The sequence below is a fragment of the Candidatus Mycobacterium wuenschmannii genome (assembly GCF_030252325.1).
Lineage (GTDB): Bacteria > Actinomycetota > Actinomycetes > Mycobacteriales > Mycobacteriaceae > Mycobacterium > Mycobacterium wuenschmannii.
Genome location: NZ_CP126981.1, coordinates 223,536 through 244,888, shown reverse-complemented (window position 1 = coordinate 244,888; position 21,353 = coordinate 223,536). Strand labels below are relative to the sequence as shown.

At 67.9% G+C, this 21,353-nt stretch carries 22 protein-coding genes; 8 read left to right on the top strand and 14 right to left on the bottom strand.

Annotated elements, in window-relative coordinates; genetic code table 11:
* Window positions 1-99 precede the first annotated feature (99 nt).
* From PT015_RS01260 to PT015_RS01250, 3 genes are all read left to right on the top strand, one after another.
* Window positions 100-759, top strand: a complete 660-nt coding sequence (locus PT015_RS01260) for an ACT domain-containing protein (protein ID WP_285190862.1) — start codon at window positions 100-102, stop codon at window positions 757-759.
* A gap of 138 nt (window positions 760-897) precedes the next feature.
* Window positions 898-1,278 (top strand): hypothetical protein, encoded by a 381-nt coding sequence (locus PT015_RS01255; protein ID WP_285188247.1) that lies wholly within the window; start codon window positions 898-900, stop codon window positions 1,276-1,278.
* A 153-nt stretch (window positions 1,279-1,431) separates the two neighbouring features.
* Window positions 1,432-2,463: a PPE family protein gene (locus PT015_RS01250; RefSeq protein WP_285188246.1), complete on the top strand. Its 1,032-nt coding sequence runs from the start codon at window positions 1,432-1,434 to the stop codon at window positions 2,461-2,463.
* A gap of 6 nt (window positions 2,464-2,469) precedes the next feature.
* Here the strand turns inward: PT015_RS01250 and ligA are convergent, their stop codons facing one another.
* The 4 genes from ligA to PT015_RS01230 are packed head-to-tail and all read right to left on the bottom strand — an operon-like array spanning window position 2,470 to window position 6,907.
* On the bottom strand, window positions 2,470-4,548 hold the full coding sequence (ligA, locus tag PT015_RS01245; protein ID WP_285188244.1) for an NAD-dependent DNA ligase LigA: 2,079 nt from the start codon (window positions 4,546-4,548) through the stop codon (window positions 2,470-2,472).
* A gap of 39 nt (window positions 4,549-4,587) precedes the next feature.
* Window positions 4,588-5,301, bottom strand: coding sequence for a peptide-methionine (S)-S-oxide reductase MsrA (gene msrA, locus PT015_RS01240; RefSeq protein WP_285188243.1), 714 nt, complete (start codon window positions 5,299-5,301; stop codon window positions 4,588-4,590).
* 49 nt (window positions 5,302-5,350) lie between these two features.
* Window positions 5,351-5,872: a nuclear transport factor 2 family protein gene (locus tag PT015_RS01235; RefSeq protein WP_285188241.1), complete on the bottom strand. Its 522-nt coding sequence runs from the start codon at window positions 5,870-5,872 to the stop codon at window positions 5,351-5,353.
* A 21-nt stretch (window positions 5,873-5,893) separates the two neighbouring features.
* Window positions 5,894-6,907, bottom strand: coding sequence for a uroporphyrinogen decarboxylase/cobalamine-independent methonine synthase family protein (locus tag PT015_RS01230; protein WP_285188239.1), 1,014 nt, complete (start codon window positions 6,905-6,907; stop codon window positions 5,894-5,896).
* A 42-nt stretch (window positions 6,908-6,949) separates the two neighbouring features.
* Here PT015_RS01230 and PT015_RS01225 point away from each other — a divergent pair, with 42 nt between their 5' ends.
* Window positions 6,950-7,570, top strand: coding sequence for a sensor domain-containing protein (locus PT015_RS01225; RefSeq protein WP_285188237.1), 621 nt, complete (start codon window positions 6,950-6,952; stop codon window positions 7,568-7,570).
* Window positions 7,571-7,582: 12 nt separating this feature from the next.
* On the opposite strand, the gene mnmA is transcribed toward PT015_RS01225, so the two are convergent.
* Genes mnmA through PT015_RS01205 form a run of 4 tightly spaced genes read right to left on the bottom strand, consistent with a single transcriptional unit; the run spans window position 7,583 to window position 11,660 of the window.
* On the bottom strand, window positions 7,583-8,656 hold the full coding sequence (gene mnmA, locus PT015_RS01220; protein WP_285188236.1) for a tRNA 2-thiouridine(34) synthase MnmA: 1,074 nt from the start codon (window positions 8,654-8,656) through the stop codon (window positions 7,583-7,585).
* Window positions 8,653-9,834 carry a cysteine desulfurase family protein gene (locus tag PT015_RS01215; RefSeq protein ID WP_285188235.1) on the bottom strand — a complete coding sequence of 394 codons (1,182 nt, stop codon included), beginning with the start codon at window positions 9,832-9,834 and terminating at the stop codon, window positions 8,653-8,655. The genes mnmA and PT015_RS01215 overlap by 4 nt, the downstream gene beginning before the upstream one ends.
* A gap of 33 nt (window positions 9,835-9,867) precedes the next feature.
* Window positions 9,868-10,821 (bottom strand): lysophospholipid acyltransferase family protein, encoded by a 954-nt coding sequence (locus PT015_RS01210; protein ID WP_285188234.1) that lies wholly within the window; start codon window positions 10,819-10,821, stop codon window positions 9,868-9,870.
* A complete protein-coding gene (locus PT015_RS01205) occupies window positions 10,821-11,660 on the bottom strand; it encodes a GNAT family N-acetyltransferase (protein WP_285188232.1) in 840 nt (279 codons plus the stop codon). Before PT015_RS01205 ends, PT015_RS01210 begins: the two co-directional genes overlap by 1 nt.
* A 126-nt stretch (window positions 11,661-11,786) precedes the next feature.
* Here PT015_RS01205 and PT015_RS01200 point away from each other — a divergent pair, with 126 nt between their 5' ends.
* Window positions 11,787-13,550: a flavin-containing monooxygenase gene (locus tag PT015_RS01200; protein ID WP_285188231.1), complete on the top strand. Its 1,764-nt coding sequence runs from the start codon at window positions 11,787-11,789 to the stop codon at window positions 13,548-13,550.
* Here the strand turns inward: PT015_RS01200 and PT015_RS01195 are convergent.
* Window positions 13,543-13,938, bottom strand: coding sequence for a PPOX class F420-dependent oxidoreductase (locus PT015_RS01195; protein ID WP_285188229.1), 396 nt, complete (start codon window positions 13,936-13,938; stop codon window positions 13,543-13,545). The two genes, PT015_RS01200 and PT015_RS01195, sit on opposite strands and share 8 nt — an antisense overlap.
* Window positions 13,939-13,986: 48 nt before the next feature.
* Here PT015_RS01195 and PT015_RS01190 point away from each other — a divergent pair, with 48 nt between their 5' ends.
* Entirely contained in the window at window positions 13,987-15,465 is a 1,479-nt protein-coding gene (locus PT015_RS01190) for a cryptochrome/photolyase family protein (protein ID WP_285188227.1), read from the top strand.
* Window positions 15,465-15,845 (top strand): SRPBCC family protein, encoded by a 381-nt coding sequence (locus PT015_RS01185; RefSeq protein ID WP_285188225.1) that lies wholly within the window; start codon window positions 15,465-15,467, stop codon window positions 15,843-15,845. Before PT015_RS01190 ends, PT015_RS01185 begins: the two co-directional genes overlap by 1 nt.
* A gap of 7 nt (window positions 15,846-15,852) precedes the next feature.
* On the opposite strand, the gene PT015_RS01180 is transcribed toward PT015_RS01185, so the two are convergent.
* Window positions 15,853-16,362 (bottom strand): DUF427 domain-containing protein, encoded by a 510-nt coding sequence (locus tag PT015_RS01180; RefSeq protein WP_285188223.1) that lies wholly within the window; start codon window positions 16,360-16,362, stop codon window positions 15,853-15,855.
* Window positions 16,363-16,457: 95 nt separating this feature from the next.
* On the opposite strand from PT015_RS01180, the gene glgX reads away from it, so the two are divergent.
* A complete protein-coding gene (gene glgX / locus PT015_RS01175) occupies window positions 16,458-18,593 on the top strand; it encodes a glycogen debranching protein GlgX (RefSeq protein ID WP_285188222.1) in 2,136 nt (711 codons plus the stop codon).
* Between the two features lie 23 nt (window positions 18,594-18,616).
* On the opposite strand, the gene PT015_RS01170 is transcribed toward glgX, so the two are convergent.
* From PT015_RS01170 to PT015_RS01155, 4 genes are all read right to left on the bottom strand, one after another.
* Window positions 18,617-18,898 (bottom strand): hypothetical protein, encoded by a 282-nt coding sequence (locus tag PT015_RS01170; protein ID WP_285188221.1) that lies wholly within the window; start codon window positions 18,896-18,898, stop codon window positions 18,617-18,619.
* Between the two features lie 61 nt (window positions 18,899-18,959).
* On the bottom strand, window positions 18,960-19,301 hold the full coding sequence (locus PT015_RS01165) for a DUF3253 domain-containing protein (RefSeq protein ID WP_285188220.1): 342 nt from the start codon (window positions 19,299-19,301) through the stop codon (window positions 18,960-18,962).
* Window positions 19,302-19,391: 90 nt separating this feature from the next.
* Window positions 19,392-20,348: an electron transfer flavoprotein subunit alpha/FixB family protein gene (locus tag PT015_RS01160; RefSeq protein ID WP_285188218.1), complete on the bottom strand. Its 957-nt coding sequence runs from the start codon at window positions 20,346-20,348 to the stop codon at window positions 19,392-19,394.
* A 45-nt stretch (window positions 20,349-20,393) separates the two neighbouring features.
* The gene (locus PT015_RS01155; RefSeq protein ID WP_285188216.1) at window positions 20,394-21,194 is read right to left on the bottom strand and encodes an electron transfer flavoprotein subunit beta/FixA family protein; all 801 of its coding nucleotides are present in this window, start codon (window positions 21,192-21,194) and stop codon (window positions 20,394-20,396) included.
* Window positions 21,195-21,353: the final 159 nt, after the last annotated feature.

The window sequence follows — 21,353 nt, the reverse complement described above, 5'->3', positions numbered from 1 at the left end:
TGGCAAGCCTAACGGGCGGTGGCGAGCGAGAAGCTGGCAGCACGCTTGGCGCCTCCCGCCGACGTGCCGACCGCGCGGCGCTGTGAAACAGTGTCCGTCGTGTCGTCGTATCTGCTGCGGGTTCAGCTGGCCGACCGACCAGGAAGTCTCGGCTCGCTGGCCGTGGCCCTGGGGTCGGTCGGTGCGGACATCCTGTCGCTGGACGTCGTCGAGCGTGGGCCCGACTACGCGATCGACGATCTCGTGGTCGAACTCCCGCCGGGTGGCATGCCGGACACGCTGATCACCGCGGCCGAGGCGTTGCAGGGCGTGCGGGTCGACAGCCTGCGACCGCACACCGGCCTGCTGGATGCGCACCGCGAACTCGCGTTGATCGACCACGTGGCCGCGGCGGGCAATACCGACGCCAAGCTCAAGGTGTTGGTCAGCGAGGCGCCGCAGGTATTGCGGGTCAGCTGGTGTTCGGTCTTCCGCAACGGGGACGACGGATCCACCCGCGTCGCCGCCAGCCCCGGCGCTCCGGAGACGATCCTGAGCGACGTGCCGTGGCTGCCGATCGAGCACGCCACCGCCTTGGATGCCACGGAGGACTGGGTCCCGCAGCTGTGGCGCGACCTGGACACCACCCTGATCGCGGCACCGCTGGGATCGGCGGACACCGCGGTGATGCTGGGCCGGCCCGGCGGCCCCGCCTTCCGCCCGTCCGAAGTTGCCCGACTGGGTTACCTGGCGGGCATCGTCGGGACGCTTCTGCACTGATCGAAGGGGCCGCCCGGCCGGGATTGCGCTGGCCGGGACGTGCGCTATGAGGTTGCTATGCAACCCGCTTGGCGTGCCGGATTCGGAGTTGTGCGTTGTTAAAGTTGCGGCACTGTGACTTTCAGCAAGAAGCCTAGGATGCCCCAGCCGGGCATCGTGGCGTGTCTGATTGTCGCGATCGCCCTGCTGATAAGCGTAATAGGTTGTGGTGTAGCACGATTCGATCTCGCCACCGCCAACGAGGCAGCCGAAACGGCGCTGTCCGTGAGCGCCGATGCCGAACAAGCCGATGCCGTCGCGGATGCACTTCCGTCAGCACACAAGACGTTCGACGCCCTGGCCCAACATCACCGGACACTGCCGCACCGGATGCGCTCGCTGACGCCGTCGCGGTGGTGGCACCACACCCAAGCCTGGCCGACCGCACGCCAGCACCTCGACACCGGCTACGCGGCCGCTGCCGACATATGTCCGTCGGGCCGAATGTTGTTGACACAGTTCTGCATATCGCAGCGCTGACCCGCTGACCCCGGCCTGCGCGCATCCGTACTGACGCGCAGCCATCCCCCACTCTCCAGGCGACACCGCCCGCGGCCGACGCTGCGCAGACGACGGTTCGTCCGCTGGCCAATACCCGAAATCTTTGCCCTGCAGACTTTTTCAGGAGACTTCATGCCTACGTTGACCATCACTCCCAAACCCACACCAGTCGGGTTCGCCGTCAGGACCGCGACCGCCGCCGCGAGCCATTCGGAGAGCTTTCTGATTGCCGACTTCGGCTCGATACCACCGGAGATCAACTCCACCCGGATGTACACCGGCCCCGGCTCCGAGCCACTGCTGCGGGCCGCCGCGATGTGGGACGCGTTGAGCTCCGACCTGTACGCCGCCGCCGGGTTGCATCAATCGGTCGCCTCGCAACTGACCAGCGAATCCTGGCTCGGACCCGCGTCGGCCACGATGATGGACGCCACGACCCCGCACCTGACGTGGCTGCACGACACGGCCGCGCTGGCCGCCAGGACGGCGCAGCACGCCAGGGCGGCAGCGACCGCTTACGACGCCGCGCGGGCAATGACGGTGCCACCGTCGGTGGTCGCGGCCAACAGGGCGCAGCTGGCAACGATCGCCGCCGCCAACACCGTTGGGCTGCACGCCCATGCGATCGCCGAGATCGATGCGCAGTACCGCGAGATGTGGGCCCAGGACAGTACCGCGATGTACATGTACGCGGACACGTCGGCCAATGCGGCCAACATGATCCCGTTCCTGCCACCGCCCGGCGTCGTCGGCGACGTCGCGCGCGCGCAGTCGTCGTCGGGCATCGTGCAGGCGCTGCGCAGCTTGGCGTCGCCGGTTCGGATGGGTGCGTCGACGCCGAGTTCGCTCACCGGGGCACTGGCGATGCTCAAGCCGCTCGGCAGGTCGGGGACCGGAGCCGTCGCGCGCGTTGCGACGACCGCCAGCGTCGGCAAGGGGGCCTCGGTAGGGGTGCTGTCGGTCCCGCGAGAGTGGTACTCCACGGCGTCGGTCCGCGGCTCCGCCGCCCCCGCGGCGGGCGTCTGGAGCGCGACGCCGATCAACGCGACGCCGGCAGTGCCGATGATGCCCGCGACGCGGACGCCCACGTCCTCCCTCGCCGGTTACCTGCCGGCATCGCGGTCGCGTCTGCGCACCGTCATCAGCATGCGGTCGGGCGCCTAGGCGCGGCTATTCGGCCGGTTCGGAAGGTCCCTCCGCCAACAGCTTTCGGAACCCGTCCTCGTCGAGGACGGGCACCCCGAGCTCGACCGCCTTGTCGTACTTCGACCCGGGTGAATCGCCGGCGACCACGTAGTCGGTCTTCTTGGACACCGAGCCGGCGGCCTTGCCGCCGCGCGTGAGGATCGCCTCCTTAGCGTCGTCCCGGGAGAAGTTCGGCAGTGACCCGGTAACGACGATCGTCACGCCCTCCAGGGTGCGGGGCACGCTGGCGTCGCGCTCGTCGGCCATCCGCACGCCGGCCGCCCGCCATTTGTCGACGATCTGGCAGTGCCAGTCGACGGTGAACCATTCGGTGACGGCGTCGGCGATGGTGGGGCCGACGCCCTCGACCGCCGCGAGTTGCTCGGTCGACGCCTCGGTGATCGCGTCGAGGCTACCGAACTCGGTGGCCAAAGCCCTTGCCGCAGTGGGCCCGACGTGCCGGATCGACAACGCCACCAGCACCCGCCATAACGGCTGCTTCTTCGCCTTATCCAGGTTGGCCAGCAGGCGCTTGCCGTTGGCGGACAACGCCCCCGCCTTGGTGGTGAACAGTTCGGTGTTCAGCAGTTGGTCCTCGGTGAGGCCGAACAGATCACCCTCGTCGTCGATCACCCGCGCCTTGAGCAACGCCGTCGCCGCCTCGTAGCCGAGCCCCTCGATGTCGAATGCTCCGCGGCCGGCGACGTGGAACACCCGCTCCCGCAACTGCGCGGGGCAGGACCGCGAATTGGGACAGCGGATGTCGGCGTCGCCCTCCTTGGCCGGCGCCAGCGTGGTACCGCACTCGGGACACGTTGTGGGCATGACGAATTCGTGTTCCGAGCCGTCGCGCAGGTCGACGACGGGCCCCAGCACCTCGGGAATCACGTCGCCGGCCTTGCGCAGCACCACCGTGTCGCCGATCAGCACGCCCTTGCGCTTGACCTCCGCAGCGTTGTGCAGCGTGGCCAGCCCAACCGTCGACCCCGAGACGGTGACCGGCTCCATGAATGCGAACGGCGTCACCCGCCCGGTGCGGCCGACGTTGACCCGGATGTCGAGCAGTTTCGTCTGCACTTCCTGCGGCGGGTACTTGTAGGCGATCGCCCACCGCGGCGCGCGCGAGGTTGAACCGAGCCTGCGCTGCAGCGTGACGTCGTCGACTTTGACTACCACGCCGTCGATTTCGTGAGCGACGTCGTGGCGGTGCTCACCCCAGTAGGCGATCCGCTCCAACGCACCGGCGGCGTTCTCGACGCGGGTGGTGTGATCGGACACCGGCAGGCCCCAGGCGGCCAGCGCGAGATAGGCGTCGTGCAGGCTCTCGGGCCGGTAGCCCTCGACGTGGCCGAGCCCGTGGCAGATCATCCGCAGTTTGCGACGCGCGGTCACGGCCGGATCCTTCTGCCGCAGCGACCCCGCCGCGCTGTTGCGTGGATTGGCGAACGGCGTCTTGCCGTCCTCGACGAGCGAGGCGTTGAGCGTCTCGAAATCGGCCAGGCGGAAAAACACCTCCCCACGCACCTCGAGCACGTCGGGCACCGGGTGCTCGTCGCTGGGGGTCAGCCGCTCGGGCACGTCGTCGATGGTGCGCGCGTTGAGCGTGACGTCTTCGCCGGTGCGCCCGTCACCGCGGGTGGCGGCGCGGACCAAACGGCCCTTGCGATACACCAAAGCCAAAGCGACACCGTCGATTTTGAGTTCACAGAGGAACGGCACGTCGGCGCCGACCTCGGCGTGGATCCGGCCGGCCCAGAGGTCGAACTCCTCGGCGCTGAATACGTTGTCCAGCGAGAGCATCCGCTCGAGGTGGTCGGCGGAGGTGAAGTCGGTGGCGAACCCGGCGCCGCCGACCAGTTGGGTCGGCGAGTCCGGCGTGCGTAGCTCGGGGTGCTTTTCCTCCAGCGCGGACAGCTTGCGCAGCAGCACGTCGAAGTCGGCGTCCGAGATGATCGGCGCATCCCGCACGTAGTAGCGGAACTGGTGTTCGCGCACCTCGTCGGCCAGTTCGCGCCATTCACGACGGACCTCGGCTGGGACCGGATCGTCCTCGGGTGAACTCACCTTGGCAGGCTATCGGAGGCACCCGACAGCTCCGTGGAGCTAGTCGCGGTAGAGGTCCGGGAAATCCGCCTTGAGCGCGCCGATCTTGGGCAGGTCGTTGGCGACGATGTACGAATTGTTCGGGTGCAGGTTGAGGTAGTTCTGGTGGTAGGCCTCGGCGGGAAAGAACTGCGCTCCGGGCGTCACCGTTGTGACGATGGGGCCGGAGAATGCGCCCGCTCCGTTCAGTTGGGCGATGTAGGCGTTGGCGATCTTCGCCTGGCCGTCGTTCTGAGCGAAGACCACCGAACGGTACGACGGGCCGACGTCGGGCCCCTGATAGTTCAACTCGGTCGGATCCTGGACGACGCCGAAAAAGACCTGCAGCAACTGGCCGAAGGTGATCTGGGTCGGGTCGTAGGTGATGCGCACCGACTCGGCGTGCCCGGTGGTCTCGGAGCTGACCGTGTCGTAGTTGGCTGTCGCCGCGTCCCCGCCGGCGTAACCGGACTCGGCCGACGTGACACCTTTGACGTGCTGGTAGACGCCCTGCACGCCCCAGAAACAACCGCCTGCCAGCACGGCGGTCTCGGTCCTGGCCTGCCCGCTCTTGGGCTCGTCGATGGCCGGCGCCGGCAGTGCGCTGGCCGTCGTCCCGCTCGCTGCCGGTATCGCGGGGCTGCGGACCAGGAATACCGCCCCCGCAACACCGATCACCGCGAGCCAACTCGCCAGCACCATTCGCTGACGCCCGGTTGTGGTTTTGCTGTTCACGAAGATCCCTCCCCTTGAGATGGAATCCAGCGTACGGGAGGGATCCGGACTAGAGCAGGGCGAAGAACTCGTGGGAGGGGTCGTCCGGGCCGGGGCTGCCGTGTGGGGTGTCCCGGGTGATCGGATGGCTCTCGTCGACAGCGGACGGGTCGTGCACGTGCGCCCAGTCGGTGACGATGCATCGGGCCGTAAATTTCCATGTGCCGTGGCGCTTTTCGTACCTGTCGAGATAGCGTCCGCCGACGACGACCTCGGTTTCGCCGCTCTTCGCGGCGAAGGTGTGTGTCGCGATGCTGTAGACCTCCCCTTCCGCGACGTCGCCGTCGATCGCGAAGTTCGTGGTGGTGATGTGGTGCTGCATCGACCTGATGTGCGGCCTGGTGGCGGCCAGCGTGCGCACGAACTCCTCGACCGATCCCGTCGAGAAGGAGCCGTGACTGTCGTCGGCGTCGGGGTGGTACAGCCCGCGCAGGGTCGCCAGGTCGCCACGATCGACCGCCCGGCAGTAGCCGTGTACGAGCTTGCGCAGCGCGTATTCGTCGAGCATCTCCTGCACGTCGGGTGAGTCCATCGTGCAACGCTAACCGCCCGTTCAGATCGCTTCCGGGTCGTCGGCGAAAGCCTCGCCGATCTGCCGCGCCAGGCCGATCGCTGCGCGGGCCCATTCCGGGGTCGCGCCGGCCAGCCCGCATGCGGGCGTGACGCCGATGCGGTCCCGCAACGCCGACCGGCCGAAGCCGAGCCGGTCGGTGATCGACACCAGGGTGGTGCCGACCTCCTCGACCGCTGGGCGGCGGGCCGGAGTCAGGGACGGCACCACGCCCAGCGCGACGACCCGCCCCGACTCGACGAATTCGGCGACGGCGTCCAGATCGGCGGCGCGCAGCGTTGCGGCGTCCACCGAGACGGCCGTAATGCTGCTGTCCTGCAACACTTTCCACGGCAGTGACGAGGCGCAGCTGTGTACCGAGACGTCGGCACCGGCGGCGGCCGCGCAAGTGTCGAGCATCGAGATGGCCAGGGTCTCCTCGATTGCGGCGACCGGGCTCAGCGAGGTCACCCCGCTCAGCCGACCGGCGATCGCGGCGGGCAGTGACGGCTCGTCGAATTGCACGACCACCGGCGTGTCGAGCCGGCGGGACACCGACGCCCGGTGCGCGGCGACCCCCTCGGCCAGCGACGCGGTGAGGTCGCGGAACGCGCCCGGGTCGGTGATCGCCCGGTGGCCGTTGGGCAGTTCCAGTTCGGCGGCGAGCGTGATCGGGCCAGGGGCCTGGACCTTCACCGGTCGCCCGCTACCCCGCAGGCCCGCGACCTCCCAGGCCTCCTCCAGCGCGTCGACGTCCTCGGCCAGCAGGCTGGTGGCCCGCCGGGTCACGGCGCCCGGCCGGGCGGTCAACCGGTAGCCACGCGGCACGGTGTCGACGGCGATGTCGATCAGCAGCGCGCCGGCCCGCCCGATGATGTCGGCTCCCACTCCCCGGGCCGGCAACTCCACCAGATGGGCCATGGCCGCCCCGAGTTCACCGACGACAACCTCTGCGGCCGGTCGCGGGGAGGTGCCGGGCCACGATCCGATGCCGGTGCCGGTTGCGAAAACGCTCACCGGAGAACCGTATTCGATCGGTGCGGATACGCTCTGCTCAGGATGACGACGCGCTGGCTGACCCTGTGCGCCGCGGCTCTGCTGGCCACGGCGTGCACTCGCGTGGTGGGCGGTACGCCCGCGGCCGAATCCAGCGCCGGCGCAGGCGGTTACGACGTGCAGCGGGTGCTACTCGATCAGCCCCGCATGCAGGCGATCACCGGCGGCGACGAGCATCTGACGATCATCCCGTCGATGGACACCACGTCGCCGGTCGACGTCGAGTCGCTGGCGCAGACCGCGCCGCCGGAGTGCCGCTTCGTCTACGCCGAGACCGCGACCTTCGGGCCGGACATCGAGACGTTCCACAAGACCACTTTTCAGGATCCGCCGCGTGGAGGACTGATCTCCGAGGGGGCCGCGGCGTATCCCGATGCGGCGACCGCGCGCCATGCGTTCGGGGTGTTGGTGACGACGGTCCGAGGTTGCGCCGCCACCTCCGCGGGCTTCGGTCTCGTCGGCACCTGGAGCTCCGACGAGCGGTCGCTGCAGACCCGGCCCGGCGACTGCGGGCGCGACTATCTGCTCAAATCCGTTCTGCTGGTGGAGGTCACGTACTGCGGGTTCCCGGACTCGGTGTCGACGATCGTGATGTCGAACATCGCCGCCAACGTGCCGGGCTAGGCTTCTGCGAGGCTAGGACGCCGACGCGATCGTGGCGCTGCCGAGCACCTCGTCGCCGTCGGTGTCGCGGCGGTACAGCACCAGCGTCTGGCCCGGCGCGACGCCGCGCAGCGGGTTGCGCAGCCGCACCGCGATCTCGTCGCCGACCAGCTCGGCGTCGGCGTCGACGGCCTCGCCGTGCGCCCGCACCTGGACCGCGCAGTCGACGACGCCAATCGGCTCGACGCCGGAGGTGAAGACCGGCCGGGTGCCCGTCAGCCGCCATACCTCCAAGTCAGCGGCCGAGCCGACGTGGACGGTGCCGCCTTCGGCGTCGATCGCGGTGACGTAGCGCGGCTGGCCGTCCGGGCCGGGTCCGGCGATGCCGAGGCCCTTGCGCTGGCCGATGGTGAATCCGTGCACGCCGTCATGGGTGGCCAGCACGGCGCCGCCCTGGTCGACGACGCTGCCGCGGCGCACCCCGATGCGTGCGCCCAGGAAGGCGCGGGTGTCACCGGACGGGATGAAGCAGATGTCGTGGCTGTCGGGCTTCTCGGCGACCGACAGCCCGCGCCGGGCGGCCTCGGCGCGGATCTCCGACTTCGGGGTGTCCCCGATCGGAAACGCCGCGTGACGAAGTTGCCCGGCGGTCAGCACCGCAAGGACGTAGGACTGGTCCTTGTCGGCGTCGACGGCGCGGCGCAGCCGCCCGTCGGCAAGGCGGGCGTAATGGCCGGAGGCCACCGCGTCGAAGCCCAGCGCCAAGGCGCGAGCTGCCAACGCGGAGAACTTGATTCGCTCGTTACACCGCACACACGGGTTGGGAGTTTCGCCGCGGGCGTAGGACTCGACGAAGTCGTCGATGACGTCCTCTTTGAACTTGTCCGCGAAATCCCAGACATAGAACGGGATTCCGAGCACATCGGCGACCCGGCGGGCGTCGCCGGCGTCTTCCTTCGAGCAGCAGCCCCGCGAGCCGGTCCGCAGCGTCCCGGGGGCGTGCGACAGCGCCAGGTGCACGCCGACCACATCGTGGCCCGCATCGACCATCCGGGCCGCGGCCACCGACGAGTCGACGCCGCCGCTCATCGCCGCGAGGACCCTCATCGGGACACCCCCGCGGTGGCCAGCGCAGCCTGGCGGGCACGCGCGACGGCGCCGGGGATCACCTGCAGCGCCGCGTCGACGTCGGACTCGACGCTGGTGTGTCCCAGTGACAGCCGCAGCGACCCCCGCGCGCTGGCCGGGTCGGCGCCCATCGCGACCAGCACGTGCGACGGCTGCGCGACGCCGGCCGTACACGCCGATCCGGTGGAGCACTCGATCCCGTTGGCGTCCAACAGCATCAGCAACGCGTCACCTTCGCAGCCATCGAAGGTGAAATGTGCGTTGCCGGGCAGCCGGCGGGCACCGGTGGCGCCGTTGAGCCGGGTGTCCTCGACCGCGGCGAGCACGCCGTCGATGAGCCGATCGCGCAACTGCCGAATCCGCGCGGTGTTGGCCTCCAGCCCGTCGACGGCGATTTCGATGGCGGCGGCCATGCCGACGGCGGCGGCGACATCGGGTGTGCCGGAACGAATGTCACGTTCCTGGCCGCCCCCGTGTGACAGCGGCGCGCAGCTGACGTCGCGGCGCAGCAGCAGCGCACCCGCACCGACCGGGCCGCCGAATTTGTGCGCGGCCACGCTCAGCGCGGACAGCTGGCTGGCGCCGAAATCGACCGGCAGCTGCCCCACCGCCTGTACCGCATCGCTGTGCATCGGGATATCGAATTCGGCTGCGACAGCAGCAAGTTCGGCGATCGGCATGATCGTGCCGACCTCGTTGTTGGCCCACATGACCGTAACGAGTGCGACGTCGTCGTGCCGTTGCAGGGCGTCGCGCAGCGATGCGGCGGATACCGAGCCGTCCAGGCCGGTCGGTAGCCAGGTGATCTCGGCGCCCTCGTGCTCGGCGAGCCAGTTCACCGCGTCGAGTACCGCGTGGTGTTCGACCTCGGTGGTGATGATGCGGCGATGCCGCGGCTCGGCGTCGCGACGAGCCCAGTAGATGCCCTTGACGGCGAGGTTGTCACTCTCGGTCCCGCCGGCAGTGAAGATCACCTCAGACGGGCGGGCGCCGAGCTTGGCCGCGATCAGCTCACGGGCCTCCTCCATGCGCCGACGGGCCAGCCGGCCGGTGGCGTGCAGCGACGAGGCGTTGCCGACGGTGCTCAGGATGGCCGTCATCGCCTCGACGGCAGCGGGGTGCATCGGGGACGTGGCGGCGTGATCCAGGTAGACCATGACCTGCCCAGGATACCGAGGGCGTGAATATGGTCAGGACGCCAGCACAGAGGGCCGCTGTCCGTGGTCCGGGCGCGGTGTCGACGTCATGCGGATCGCAGCCTCGCAGCGGCGGGCCAGCTCGCGGCGGTCCTCCCCCGGCAGCTGGAGCGATTCGACGTAGATCTTGGCCACCGTGCGGCGGGCGACCATGAGTCGGCGGATCGACGCCAGCAGGGTGTCGTCGCCGATGTAGGCCGGGACGGTCGAGACGCTGCCGTCCCGGTGCTGGTAGCGCAGCCGCAGCGGCTGGACCGGACGGCCGGTGTCGATGGCGGCCTGGAACATGGCCGGGTAATACGGGCCCGACCCCCGGTGAGAGTGCCCGGCAGTGCGGGATGGACCGGCTCCTCCCCGGGCCGGCGTGCGGCCCGCATCGTCGCCGGTCAGGCCGCACCACGTCGTCCCCTCGGGGAACGCCACCACCGTGTGGCCCGCATACAGGCGGGCGGCGACGGTGGCCACCACCTCGGGAAGCTGGCGCAACCTGGCCCGCTCGATCGGGATGACCCTGACGATGCGGGCCATCATCTTGACGGCTCCGGTGGCGGCGACATCGGCGCGCGCGACGAACGACAGCGGCGAGGCGCGCCACCGGCTGGACGGCAGCGCCGCCCCGATCGTCAAGATGTCCAACCAGGACATGTGGTCGCTGACCACCAGAACGCCCGGCAGGTTGCGGATCGGGCCCCCGGACACGTCGATCTTGACGCCCAGGCACCACAGCAGTAGCCGGCAGTAGATCTGCCGCGATTTCGACCAACCCGGAATCACGCCGGCCAGCAGCGGCAGCGCGGGCGACAGCAAAAGCAGCAGTCCGACCCGCCGGGCGACGCGCAGCGCCACGATCGCCCGCCGGGTCGCGTCGTAGCCTCCAGCGCTGATGCAGCCCGTGTCGCAGGTCGCCCGTGGCAGCCAGGCGTGGTCGCGCGGCGCTGGAGTGCTCATCAGGCCACCCGGCTCGCCGCTTCGGTGGCCGCCGACATGGAGCGGAGCCGGCGCAGGTAGCGGGTGTCGGCCTGGCGTTTGTCCAGCAGCGCCGGAAAGTCGCCGACGCCGAAGTCCGGGTCGTGTGCCGGCTCGCCGCAGATTCGGGCGCCCAACCGCAGGTAGCCCCGCATCAGCGGCGGAATGGCCGGCTTGGCGGGCGGGGAGATCTCGTCGAGCGTGCGCCCGTCGATGAGCACCGGCCGGTACGGCCGCACCCGGTATTCGTCCGGCGCGGCGTGCCGCTTGGCGACGAAGTCGCGCACCCCGCGGATCTGGGTGCCCGGCGGTTCGCCCTCGACGAGCACCGGCACCGACACGCATCCGGTGACGTAGTCGTAGTCGCAGTGGTCGAGGTAGGCCAGGATGCCGGCCCACATCAGCAGGACGACGGCGCCGTTGCGGTGGTCGTTGTGCACCACCGCGCGGCCCATCTCGACCAGCGACGGCCGCAGGGTGTCCAGCAATCGGATGTCGAATTCCGTTGCGGTGTAAAGCCCTCCGGCGGCGATGGCCCCGGTCGGCGTCAGCATCCGGTAGCAGCCGACGAACAGGCCGGAGTTCTCCTCGCGCACCAGCAGGTGGTCGCAGTGCTCGTCGAAGCGGTCCGCGTCGAGGCCGTCGCCGGCCCCGGTCAACGCGAAACCCGGTTCGCTGCTGAACACGTCGTAGCGAAGCCGTTGCGCCGCTTCGATGTGCGTGGAGTCGCTGGACAGTAGGAGCGAATACCTCGGCTCCGCCGTTGAACGCGTCCCCGGGGCCGGCTTCTCGGCGGCGATCAGGACCGATTCGGTGCGCATGTGCGCCACTGTGACGTTGCCGATCAGCTAAATGGCATCAAAGCCGTAACGTGTCCGTGCACGGAAGATGACGAAGGACTGCATTTCGGCGTTGCCTACGTCACAAAATTGGTCCACTATTCAGCCGTGACCCCTGGCAGCGGCGGTGAAACCTTCGATCCGGACAAGCTGCGACTCAAATACGCCGAGGAACGCCAGCGCCGCCTGCGCAGTGACGGAATCTCGCAATATGTCGAGATCACCGGCGCATTCAGCGCGTTCGGCGACGACCCGTGGGCCGATCCGGACTTCAGCCGCGACCCGATCAACGACACGGTGGACGTCGCCGTGGTGGGCGCGGGATTCGGCGGGCTGCTGATCGGGGCGCGCTGCAAGCAACTCGGCGTCGAGAACGTGCGGTTGATCGACAAGGCCGCTGACGTCGGCGGCACCTGGTACTGGAATCGCTACCCCGGAATCGCCTGTGACGTCGAGTCCTACGTCTACATGCCGCTTCTCGAGGAACTCGGCTACATGCCCACCGAGAAATACGCCAAGGGTCCCGAGATCTGGCAGCACTGCCGCCGCATCGCCGAACACTACGACCTCTACCGCAATGCATGCCTGCAAACCGAAGTGCAGGAAATCCGTTGGGAGGCAGCCAGTTCCCGATGGGTGATAGCGACCGATCGCGGGGACGAGATCCGGGCCCGCTTCGTGGCGATGGCCAACGGTTACCTGCAGAAGCCGAAACTGCCTGGCATCGAGGGCATTACCAGCTTCGGCGGACACACCTTCCACACGAGTCGCTGGGATTACGACTACACCGGCACCGACCTGGGCGCTCTGGCCGACAAGCGGGTCGGGATCGTCGGCACCGGGGCGACCGCCATCCAATGTGTGCCCCGGCTTGCCGAAGCCACCGGGCAGCTGTTCGTGTTCCAGCGGACGCCATCGACGGTCGACGTGCGGGCCAACCGCCCGACCGAAGCGGACTGGGCCGCCGCGCTGCAGCCAGGATGGCAGCAGCGGCGGATGGAGAACTTCCAAATCCTCACCGCCGGAGGGTCTTCGGACGAAGATCTGGTCGACGACGCGTGGACGAGCCTGACCAAGAAGATGCCGATCGTCAACGAAGGTGGCCCGAACGCCGCCGAAATGGCCGACTTCGCCAAGATGGAGGAGATCCGGGCGCGAGTCGAGGCCATCGTCACCGACTCCGCCACCGCTGAGGCGCTCAAACCCTGGTACGGCTACTACTGCAAGCGGCCCTGCTTCCACGACGAGTACCTGCAGGCGTTCAACCGCGACAACGTCACGCTGGTCGACACCCACGGCCTCGGCGTCGAGCAGATCACCGCCGACGGCGTCATGGTCGGCGGCATCGAATATCCTTTGGACTGCCTGGTTTTCGCTACCGGATTCGAGGTGGGCACCAGCTACGCGCAGCGCACGGGTTTCGACATCGTCGGCCGCGACGGGCTCACCCTCACCGACAAGTGGGCCGACGGGGTGCGCACGCTGCATGGCTTACACGTCAACGGTTTTCCGAACTGCTTCATCGAGAGCATCGCCCAATCCGGGTTCACAGTGAACTTCCCGTACCTGATCGACACCCAGTCACGACACATCGCCTGGGTGATCGCGTGGGCGCTGCAGCATGACATCGCCGAATTGGAGGCGACCGCCGACGCCGAGGCGGGCTGGGTCGACACGGTCGTGGAGCGTTCCAGCGTCATCGCGGGCCGCCGGGAAGCTTGCACCCCCGGTTACTACAACCGTGAGGGCCAAGCCACCGCCCGGCTGAACCGGGACAGCTTCTTCTTCGGCAGCCCAACCGAATACGCCGACATCCTGAACGCCTGGCGAGCAACCGGCAGGCTCGACGGATTCGACGTCACCCTCAGCTAGGCAGCGCCACCCGCAATACCACGCGCGGCTTCCGTCCGCGGGCCAGGATGCGCTCGATGAACGTCACGATCACGAACTCGAACCCGTATTTGCGACGGATCAGGCCGGCCAGGCTCTGCACCGTCGCCGGGTCGGTGATCACCTCGGCGGTGCCGTCGACAGGGTGGGCACCGTCGCGGACCTTGCCGCTGCGACTGCAAGGCACCAGCTGGACGCGCGGATTGTTCTTGGCCCGCTTGACTTTCCAGCTATCGGCGGGCGTCCAGAAGAACAGGCGGTCGCCATCGCGCCCGAGCCACATCGGCGTGGCGACGGCACTGCCGTCCTTTTTGAACGTCGTTAGTGAAACGAACTTCTCGGCACCCAGTGCCGCCAAAACGTCTGACATTCCGGTCCTCGTGAATAGGATTCTGCAGGCAAGGGTATGGCAGCCGGTATGAGTTCCGACACCCGGCGCTGGTGTTTCGCCGACCAGCTCGGGCCGCACTTTCTCGACGACGCCGACCAGCCGGTGCTGCTGATCGAGTCGCAGGCCGCGTTCACCCGGCGCCGCTTTCACCGCCGCAAGGCGCACCTGGTGCTGTCGGCGCTGCGCCACCGCGCGGCCGAACTCGGCGACCAGGCCACGTTCCTGCAGACCCGGACCTACGGCGAGGCGCTCGGTCAGCTCGACGAACCGCTCAGCGTGTGCCAGCCCACGTCGTGGGCCGCCGACGCTTTCGTCCGAAAGCTGCCGGAAGTGGATGTGCTGCCCGCGCGCGGGTTCTGCACCGACCGCGAAACGTTTGGCGAGTGGGCCGAGGGCCATCGAGTCCTGAAGATGGAGAACTTCTACCGCGACGCGCGCCGGCGATTCGATCTGCTGATGGACGGCAACCAGCCTGTGCAGGGCCGGTGGAATTTCGATGCGGACAACCGCGAGCCCGCGCCGAAGAGCGAAGACCTCGGGATCAAAGAGCCGTGGCGCCCCGAGGAAGACGAGATCGACGAAGAGGTACGAGCCGACCTGGACCGCTGGGAGCGCGACGGCGACGTGTCATTCGTCGGCCGCGACGGGCCCCGTGAATTCGCCGTCACCGCAGACGAAGCGCAGGCCGCCCTCAAAGTGTTCATTCGAGATCGGTTGCCGCACTTCGGCCCTCACGAAGATGCGATCCTCAGCGGTGACCGGTTCATGGCGCACAGCCTGCTGTCGGCACCGATGAATCTCGGGTTGCTCGATCCGCTCGACTGCGCGTACGCGGCCGAGGACGCCTACCGGTCGGGAAACGCGGCGCTCGGCAGCGTCGAGGGCTACATCCGGCAGCTGATCGGCTGGCGGGACTACATCTGGCACGTCTACTGGCATTTCGGGCGCGGCTACCGCCGACGCAACGCACTCGACGCGCACGCTCGGCTGCCGAAGTGGTTCGCCGAGTTGGACGCCGACGCCGTCGAGGCGCACTGCATGAAAGATGTTCTGGCGCAGGTCCGCGATCACGGTTGGGTGCACCACATTCCGCGGCTGATGGTGCTGTCGAACTACGCGTTGCAGCGGGGCTGGACGCCCGCCGCGATGACGGACTGGTTCCACCGCTGCTTCGTCGACGGCTACGAGTGGGTGATGGTCGCGAATGTGGTGGGCATGTCGCAACACGCCGACGGCGGGCTGATGGCGACCAAGCCGTACACCTCGGGTGGCGCCTACATCAACCGGATGAGCAACTACTGCGACGACTGCCGCTACCGCCCCGACAAGCGGGTGGGCGAGGAGGCCTGCCCGTTCACCGGCGGCTACTGGTGGTTCCTGAACCGTAATGCCGAGCGTCTGGCCAAGAATCAGCGGATGAACCAGCCGCTGGCCGGAATGCGGCGGCTCAAGGATCTCGACGCCGTCGTCGAACAGCAGCAGAGTCTGGGCGGACGCGCCCCCTGATGTTCGCCGTCGACCGGTACATTGCCGCACCGCCGTCGGTGGTGTGGAACGTCCTGGTCGACCTCGACGCCTGGCCGAAGTGGGGCCCGACCGTCAGCGCCGCCTCGCTTGATCCACCGCACACGCGACTTGAGTCGAACGTAACCGGCACTGTCCGAACGTCTTTGGGTATCGCCGCCCCGTTCACCATCACAGAGTTCGAACCTGGCCGGCACTGGGCATGGCGGGTGGCCGGCATCCCTGCGACCCATCACCGGGTCGAACCGGCCGGCAACTACTCGCGTGCGAGCATGGCGGTGCCGCTGTGGGCGGCCGCATACCTGTCCGTCTGCGCGATCGCGTTGCGCCGCATCGACTACATCGCCACCACCGGTCCCTAGCTGGCTCTCACCAGCCCATCGATCCCGGAATTCCCTTGAAGGGACCGACAATCCAACTGGTGATCCAGCCGCCGTAGAAGCCACCGGACTGCGGCGTCACGTCCTCACCGTTGACGGTGCACCGGTCCATCGCCGCCGCCATCACCGCGATCGCGCCCGTCAGCGCCGTAAAACCTTGCGTGGGTTGAAGATAGGTCCAGCCCGCTTTCGGTGCGACGCGCTCGTCAGTCACCAGATCGTAATAAGTCGCCTGCCCTTTCCATTCGCACCACGATGCGCCATCGGCGCGCCGCAGCGCACCGGCGGCGAACGAGGACTCGGGCAGGTAGTAGGTCGGCGGGTGACTGGTCTCGAGCACCCGCCATGCGCGGGTGGTGGACGCGATCGTCCGGCCACCCAAGTCGATGGTGATGGAGCCGGCGAATTCCTCCAACCTGGGCGGGCGCGGGTAATCCCACACCGACTCCTGTCCGGGTCCAGGGGTCTCGGGCGTCGGCCAACCATTCACCCCGCCCATTGTGCCCCCGCGCACACCATGTGTGACTTGCCGCCCGTTGGGTAGTCTGCAGCGTCGGGTCGCAGCCTCGCGGCCCTCTGGCGGAAGTGGGCCTGGTGGCGGAAGCGGTACGCATCGAACAGTGGCCCGGCAAGGCATACCCGCTGGGGGCCACCTATGACGGGTCGGGCACCAACTTCGCGGTGTTCAGCGAGGTCGCCGAAAAGGTGGAACTGTGCCTGTTCGACGCCGACGGCAATGAGTCGCGGGTGACGCTGAACGACGTGGACGGCTTCGTCTGGCACGGCTTCCTACCGGCCATCGAGCCCGGCCAGCGCTACGGGTACCGGATTTACGGCCCCTACGACCCGGCCAATGGGCTGCGCTGCAATCCGAACAAGCTGGTACTCGACCCGTACGCCAAGGCGATCGACGGCAACTTCGAATGGCATCAATCGCTGTTCAGCTATGACTTCGGCGAACCGGACAGCCGCAACGACGACGACTCGGCGCCGAACATGCCGAAGTCGGTGGTGATCAACCCCTACTTCGACTGGGGCAACGACAGACCGCCGGACCACGAATACGCCGACACCGTCATCTACGAGGCGCACGTCAAAGGCCTGACCGAGCTACACCCCGACATCCCCGAACGGATGCGCGGGACCTACTCCGGCATCGCCCACCCGGCGATCATCGAGCACCTGAAAGCACTGGGCGTCAACGCGATAGAGCTGATGCCGGTGCATCATTTCGCCAACGACTCGACCCTGGTCGACAAAGGCCTGTCAAATTACTGGGGCTACAACACAATTGGCTTCTTCGCGCCGGACTCCAAATATGCCGCGAGCCCGACACCCGGCGGCCAGGTGCAGGAGTTCAAGACGATGGTCCGTGCCCTGCATGACGAGGGCATCGAGGTCATCCTCGACGTGGTGTACAACCACACGGCCGAGGGCAACCATCTGGGCCCCACACTGTCGATGCGCGGGATCGACAACGCCGCCTACTACCGGCTGGTCGACGACGACAAGCAGTACTACATGGACTACACCGGAACCGGCAACAGCCTCAACGTCGGCAATCCCCATTCGCTGCAGCTGATCATGGATTCGTTGCGGTACTGGGTGACCGAGATGCACGTCGACGGATTCCGTTTCGACCTGGCCGCCACGTTGGCCCGTGAGTTCTACGACGTCGACCGGCTGAGCGCGTTTTTCGAATTGGTGCAACAGGATCCGACGGTCAGTCAGGTCAAGCTGATCGCCGAGCCGTGGGACGTCGGCCCGGGCGGTTACCAGGTCGGCAACTTCCCGCCCCAGTGGACCGAGTGGAACGGCAAGTACCGCGATACCGTGCGCGACTACTGGCGCGGCGAGCCGGCGAGCCTGGGCGAGTTCGCGTCCCGGCTCACCGGCTCGGCCGACCTCTACGAGCACACCGCGCGGCGGCCGGTGGCGTCCATCAACTTCGTCACCGCGCACGACGGGTTCACGCTGCGTGATCTGGTGTCCTACAACGAAAAGCACAACGAAGCCAACGGCGAGGACAACAACGACGGCGAAAGCCATAACCGGTCCTGGAACTGCGGCGTCGAGGGTCCGACCGACGACGTCGAGATCAACGCGCTGCGCGCCCACCAGCAACGCAATTTCCTTGCGACAACCCTACTGTCGCAAGGGGTTCCGATGCTCTGTCATGGAGATGAGCTCGGCCGCACCCAGAACGGCAACAACAACGGCTTCTGTCAGGACAATGAGATCACCTGGGTGCACTGGGACGAGACGGACACCGACCTGCTGGAGTTCACCCGATCGGTGTCCGCACTACGGGCGGCGCACCCGGTGTTTCGCCGCCGCCGCTTCTTTCGCGGGGTGCCGGTGCGCCGGCGCGGCACCGAGGGCCAGCCCGACATCTCGTGGTTCCGTCCGGACGGCTCCGAAATGAGCGACGAGGACTGGGATTCCGGCTTCGGCAAGTCGGTGGCGGTCTACCTGAACGGCCTGGGCATCCCCGACCTCGATGCCCGAGGCCAGCGCGTCACCGACGACTCGTTCTTTCTTTGCTTCAACGCCCACCACGAGCCGATCGAGTTCACGTTGCCACCGGCGGAGTTCGGCACGGCGTGGACGCCGGTCGTCGACACCGCCGTCGTAGACGGCAACCTCGACGGCCGGCAACCTACACCGGCCGGTCAGACCGTGCACGTCGCGGCGCGCGCGATGGTGGTGTTGCAGGCCGACGGCGAGTAGGCCGCCGGCCCAACACCTTCCGGTCAGCCGTGCGGAGCCTCGGAGATCTTGCTGTCCGGCTTTCCCAGCGTCTGGCAGTAGGTGGACACCGACAGCCGAGTGGCGGTGATCTGCAGATTCGCGGGGTCGGCGCCGCTCTTGTCCTTCAACATCTTGCTGATCTCGTCGTTCTGCTTCTTCTCGTCCTGCGTGGTGAAGTCTTTGCACTTGGTGTCACCACCGGTGTTGATGACTTCCGAAGCCGAACAACCACTGAACAGGACCGCCGCGATCGCGATCGCGGCTGGCGCCATTGCCTTCATCATCGGGACCTTTCTCGGAGCGAATTGGCAACTCTTTGTACACCGCGACGGCGGTTTTCAAACGCTAGGTGGGTCTGATCCGAATACGAATCGGTCCCCGCGCGGGTTGATGCGGATCGATGACGTCGCCGCGCTGGGTGACATCCACGTCACCCTCGGCCGCCAACTCGAAAGCGATCCGGCGACTTTCCTCAGAGAGCTCGCGCCAGTCGTCGCCACCGACGGCGCGGGCGGCGTCCGAGGGACAGATGCTCGACTCCGGGCCGCGGTGGGCGGCGAGCGCCAGGATCGCCGCGCGCAGCCGCGTCGCGTCCGCACCGCCACCGAGCGCGTTCTTGGCGGCGCGGGCACCGGGACCGTCGCCGTCGGCGATCCGGCCCAGTTCGCGGTGCGGGTCGCTGCTCACCCCACCAGGCTAGGCCGCAGGATCGCCGACTGGGCCGACAGCGCAGAAAGCCCCCGACACGCGCAGGCGTGCGGGGGCTTTCGCGAGAGATCAGCCCTTGCGGGTCTTGACCGCGTCGGTCAGCTGCGGCGCGACCTTGAACAGGTCACCCACGATGCCGTAGTCGGCGATCTCGAAGATCGGCGCCTCTTCGTCCTTGTTGACGGCGACGATCGTCTTCGAGGTCTGCATCCCGGCGCGGTGCTGGATCGCGCCGGAGATGCCGAGCGCGATGTACAGCTGCGGCGAGACCGTCTTGCCGGTCTGACCCACCTGGAATTGGCCCGGGTAGTAGCCAGAGTCGACCGCGGCGCGCGAGGCGCCGACGGCGGCACCGAGCGAGTCGGCCAGCTCCTCGACGACGCTGAACTTGTCGGCGCTGCCGACGCCACGCCCACCGGACACCACGATGGTGGCCTCGGTGAGCTCCGGGCGGTCACCGGCGACGGCCGGCTCACGCGAGGTGATCTTGGTGGCGTTCTCGGCGGGCTCGGGAACCTCGACGTCGACCTTCTCGCCCGCGCCGTCGGACGGCTCGGCGTCGATCGCGCCGGGGCGCACGGTGATCACCGGGGTGTCGCCGTTGGCCTGCCCCTCGACGGTGAACGCGCCACCGAAGATGGACCACGTCGCCTTGTTGTCGGCCTCGACACCGACCACGTCGACCAGCAGACCGGAGCCGATGCGCGCGGCCAGCCGGCCGGCGATCTCCTTGCCGTCGGCGTTGGCGGCCAGCAGAACCGCTGCCGGAGTAGCGGATTCGGCCAGCGCGGCAAGCACGTCGACGACCGGGGTGACCAGGTAGTTCTCCGCGTTGTCGGACTCGGCGACGTAGATCTTCGCCGCGCCCGCCGACTTCAGCTCGCCGAGCAACGGCTCGGCGGTGCCGGGCTTGCCGACCACAACGGCGGCCGGGTCGCCCAAAGTGCGTGCGGCGGTGATCAATTCGGCGGTGACCTTCTTGATCGCGCCTTCAGCGTGCTCGACGAGCACCAATACTTCAGCCATGGTTTGTCTTTTCCTTTAACGGATTTCGGTATCGGTTCTGGGGTCTTAGATGATCTTCTGGCCGACCAGGTACTTGGCGATGTCGTTGCCGCCCTCGCCCTCATCGGTGATCTTCTCGCCCGCGGTCTTCGGCGGCTTCGGCGTGGACTTCAGCACCTTGGAACCGGCGTTGTCCAGACCGACCTCGTCGGCCTCGACGCCGATCTCGGACAGGGTGAGCTTGGTGACTTCCTTCTTCTTCGCGGCCATGATGCCCTTGAAGGACGGGAAGCGCGGCTCGTTGATCTTCTCGTTGACGCTCACCACGGCGGGCAGCGACGCCTCGACGGTGAACACACCGTCGTCGGTCTCGCGCTCACCGGTGATCTTGCCGCCGTCGAGCGACAGCTTGCGCAGGTGCGTCAGCTGCGGCAGACCCAGGTATTCAGCGATGACGGCCGGAACCGCACCACCGGTGCCGTCGGTGGCCTCGTTGCCGGCGATGACCAGCTCGGTGCCCTCGATGGTGCCCAGCGCGCGTGCCAGCGCCCAGCCGGTCTGCACGACGTCGGAACCGTGCAGGCCGTCGTCGAGCAGGTGAACGGCCTTGTCGGCGCCCATCGAGAGCGCCTTCCGGATCGCCTCGGTGGCGCGCTCCGGGCCCGCGGTCAACACGGTGACCGATCCCTCGGTGCCGTCGGCGGCTTCCTTCTCGCGGATCAGCAGCGCTTCTTCGACAGCGCGCTCGTTGATCTCGTCCAGCACGGCGTCGGCGGCCTCGCGGTCCAGCGTCCAGTCGCCGTCCTTGAGTTTGCGCTCTGACCAGGTGTCCGGGACCTGCTTGATCAGGACCACGATGTTCGTCATGAGAGTGGCTCGTCCTCCTCGAGTGCGTCCCGCAGCCGTGAGCGGCAGGACTTAGGTCACGTCTTGTGCGCACCGCACCCGCATGTTACTGATCGGTAACTTAGTGTGGTTTGCCTTCACACCATAGCGGGTCGTACTGCAGGTTCTGCTCCCCCTGTG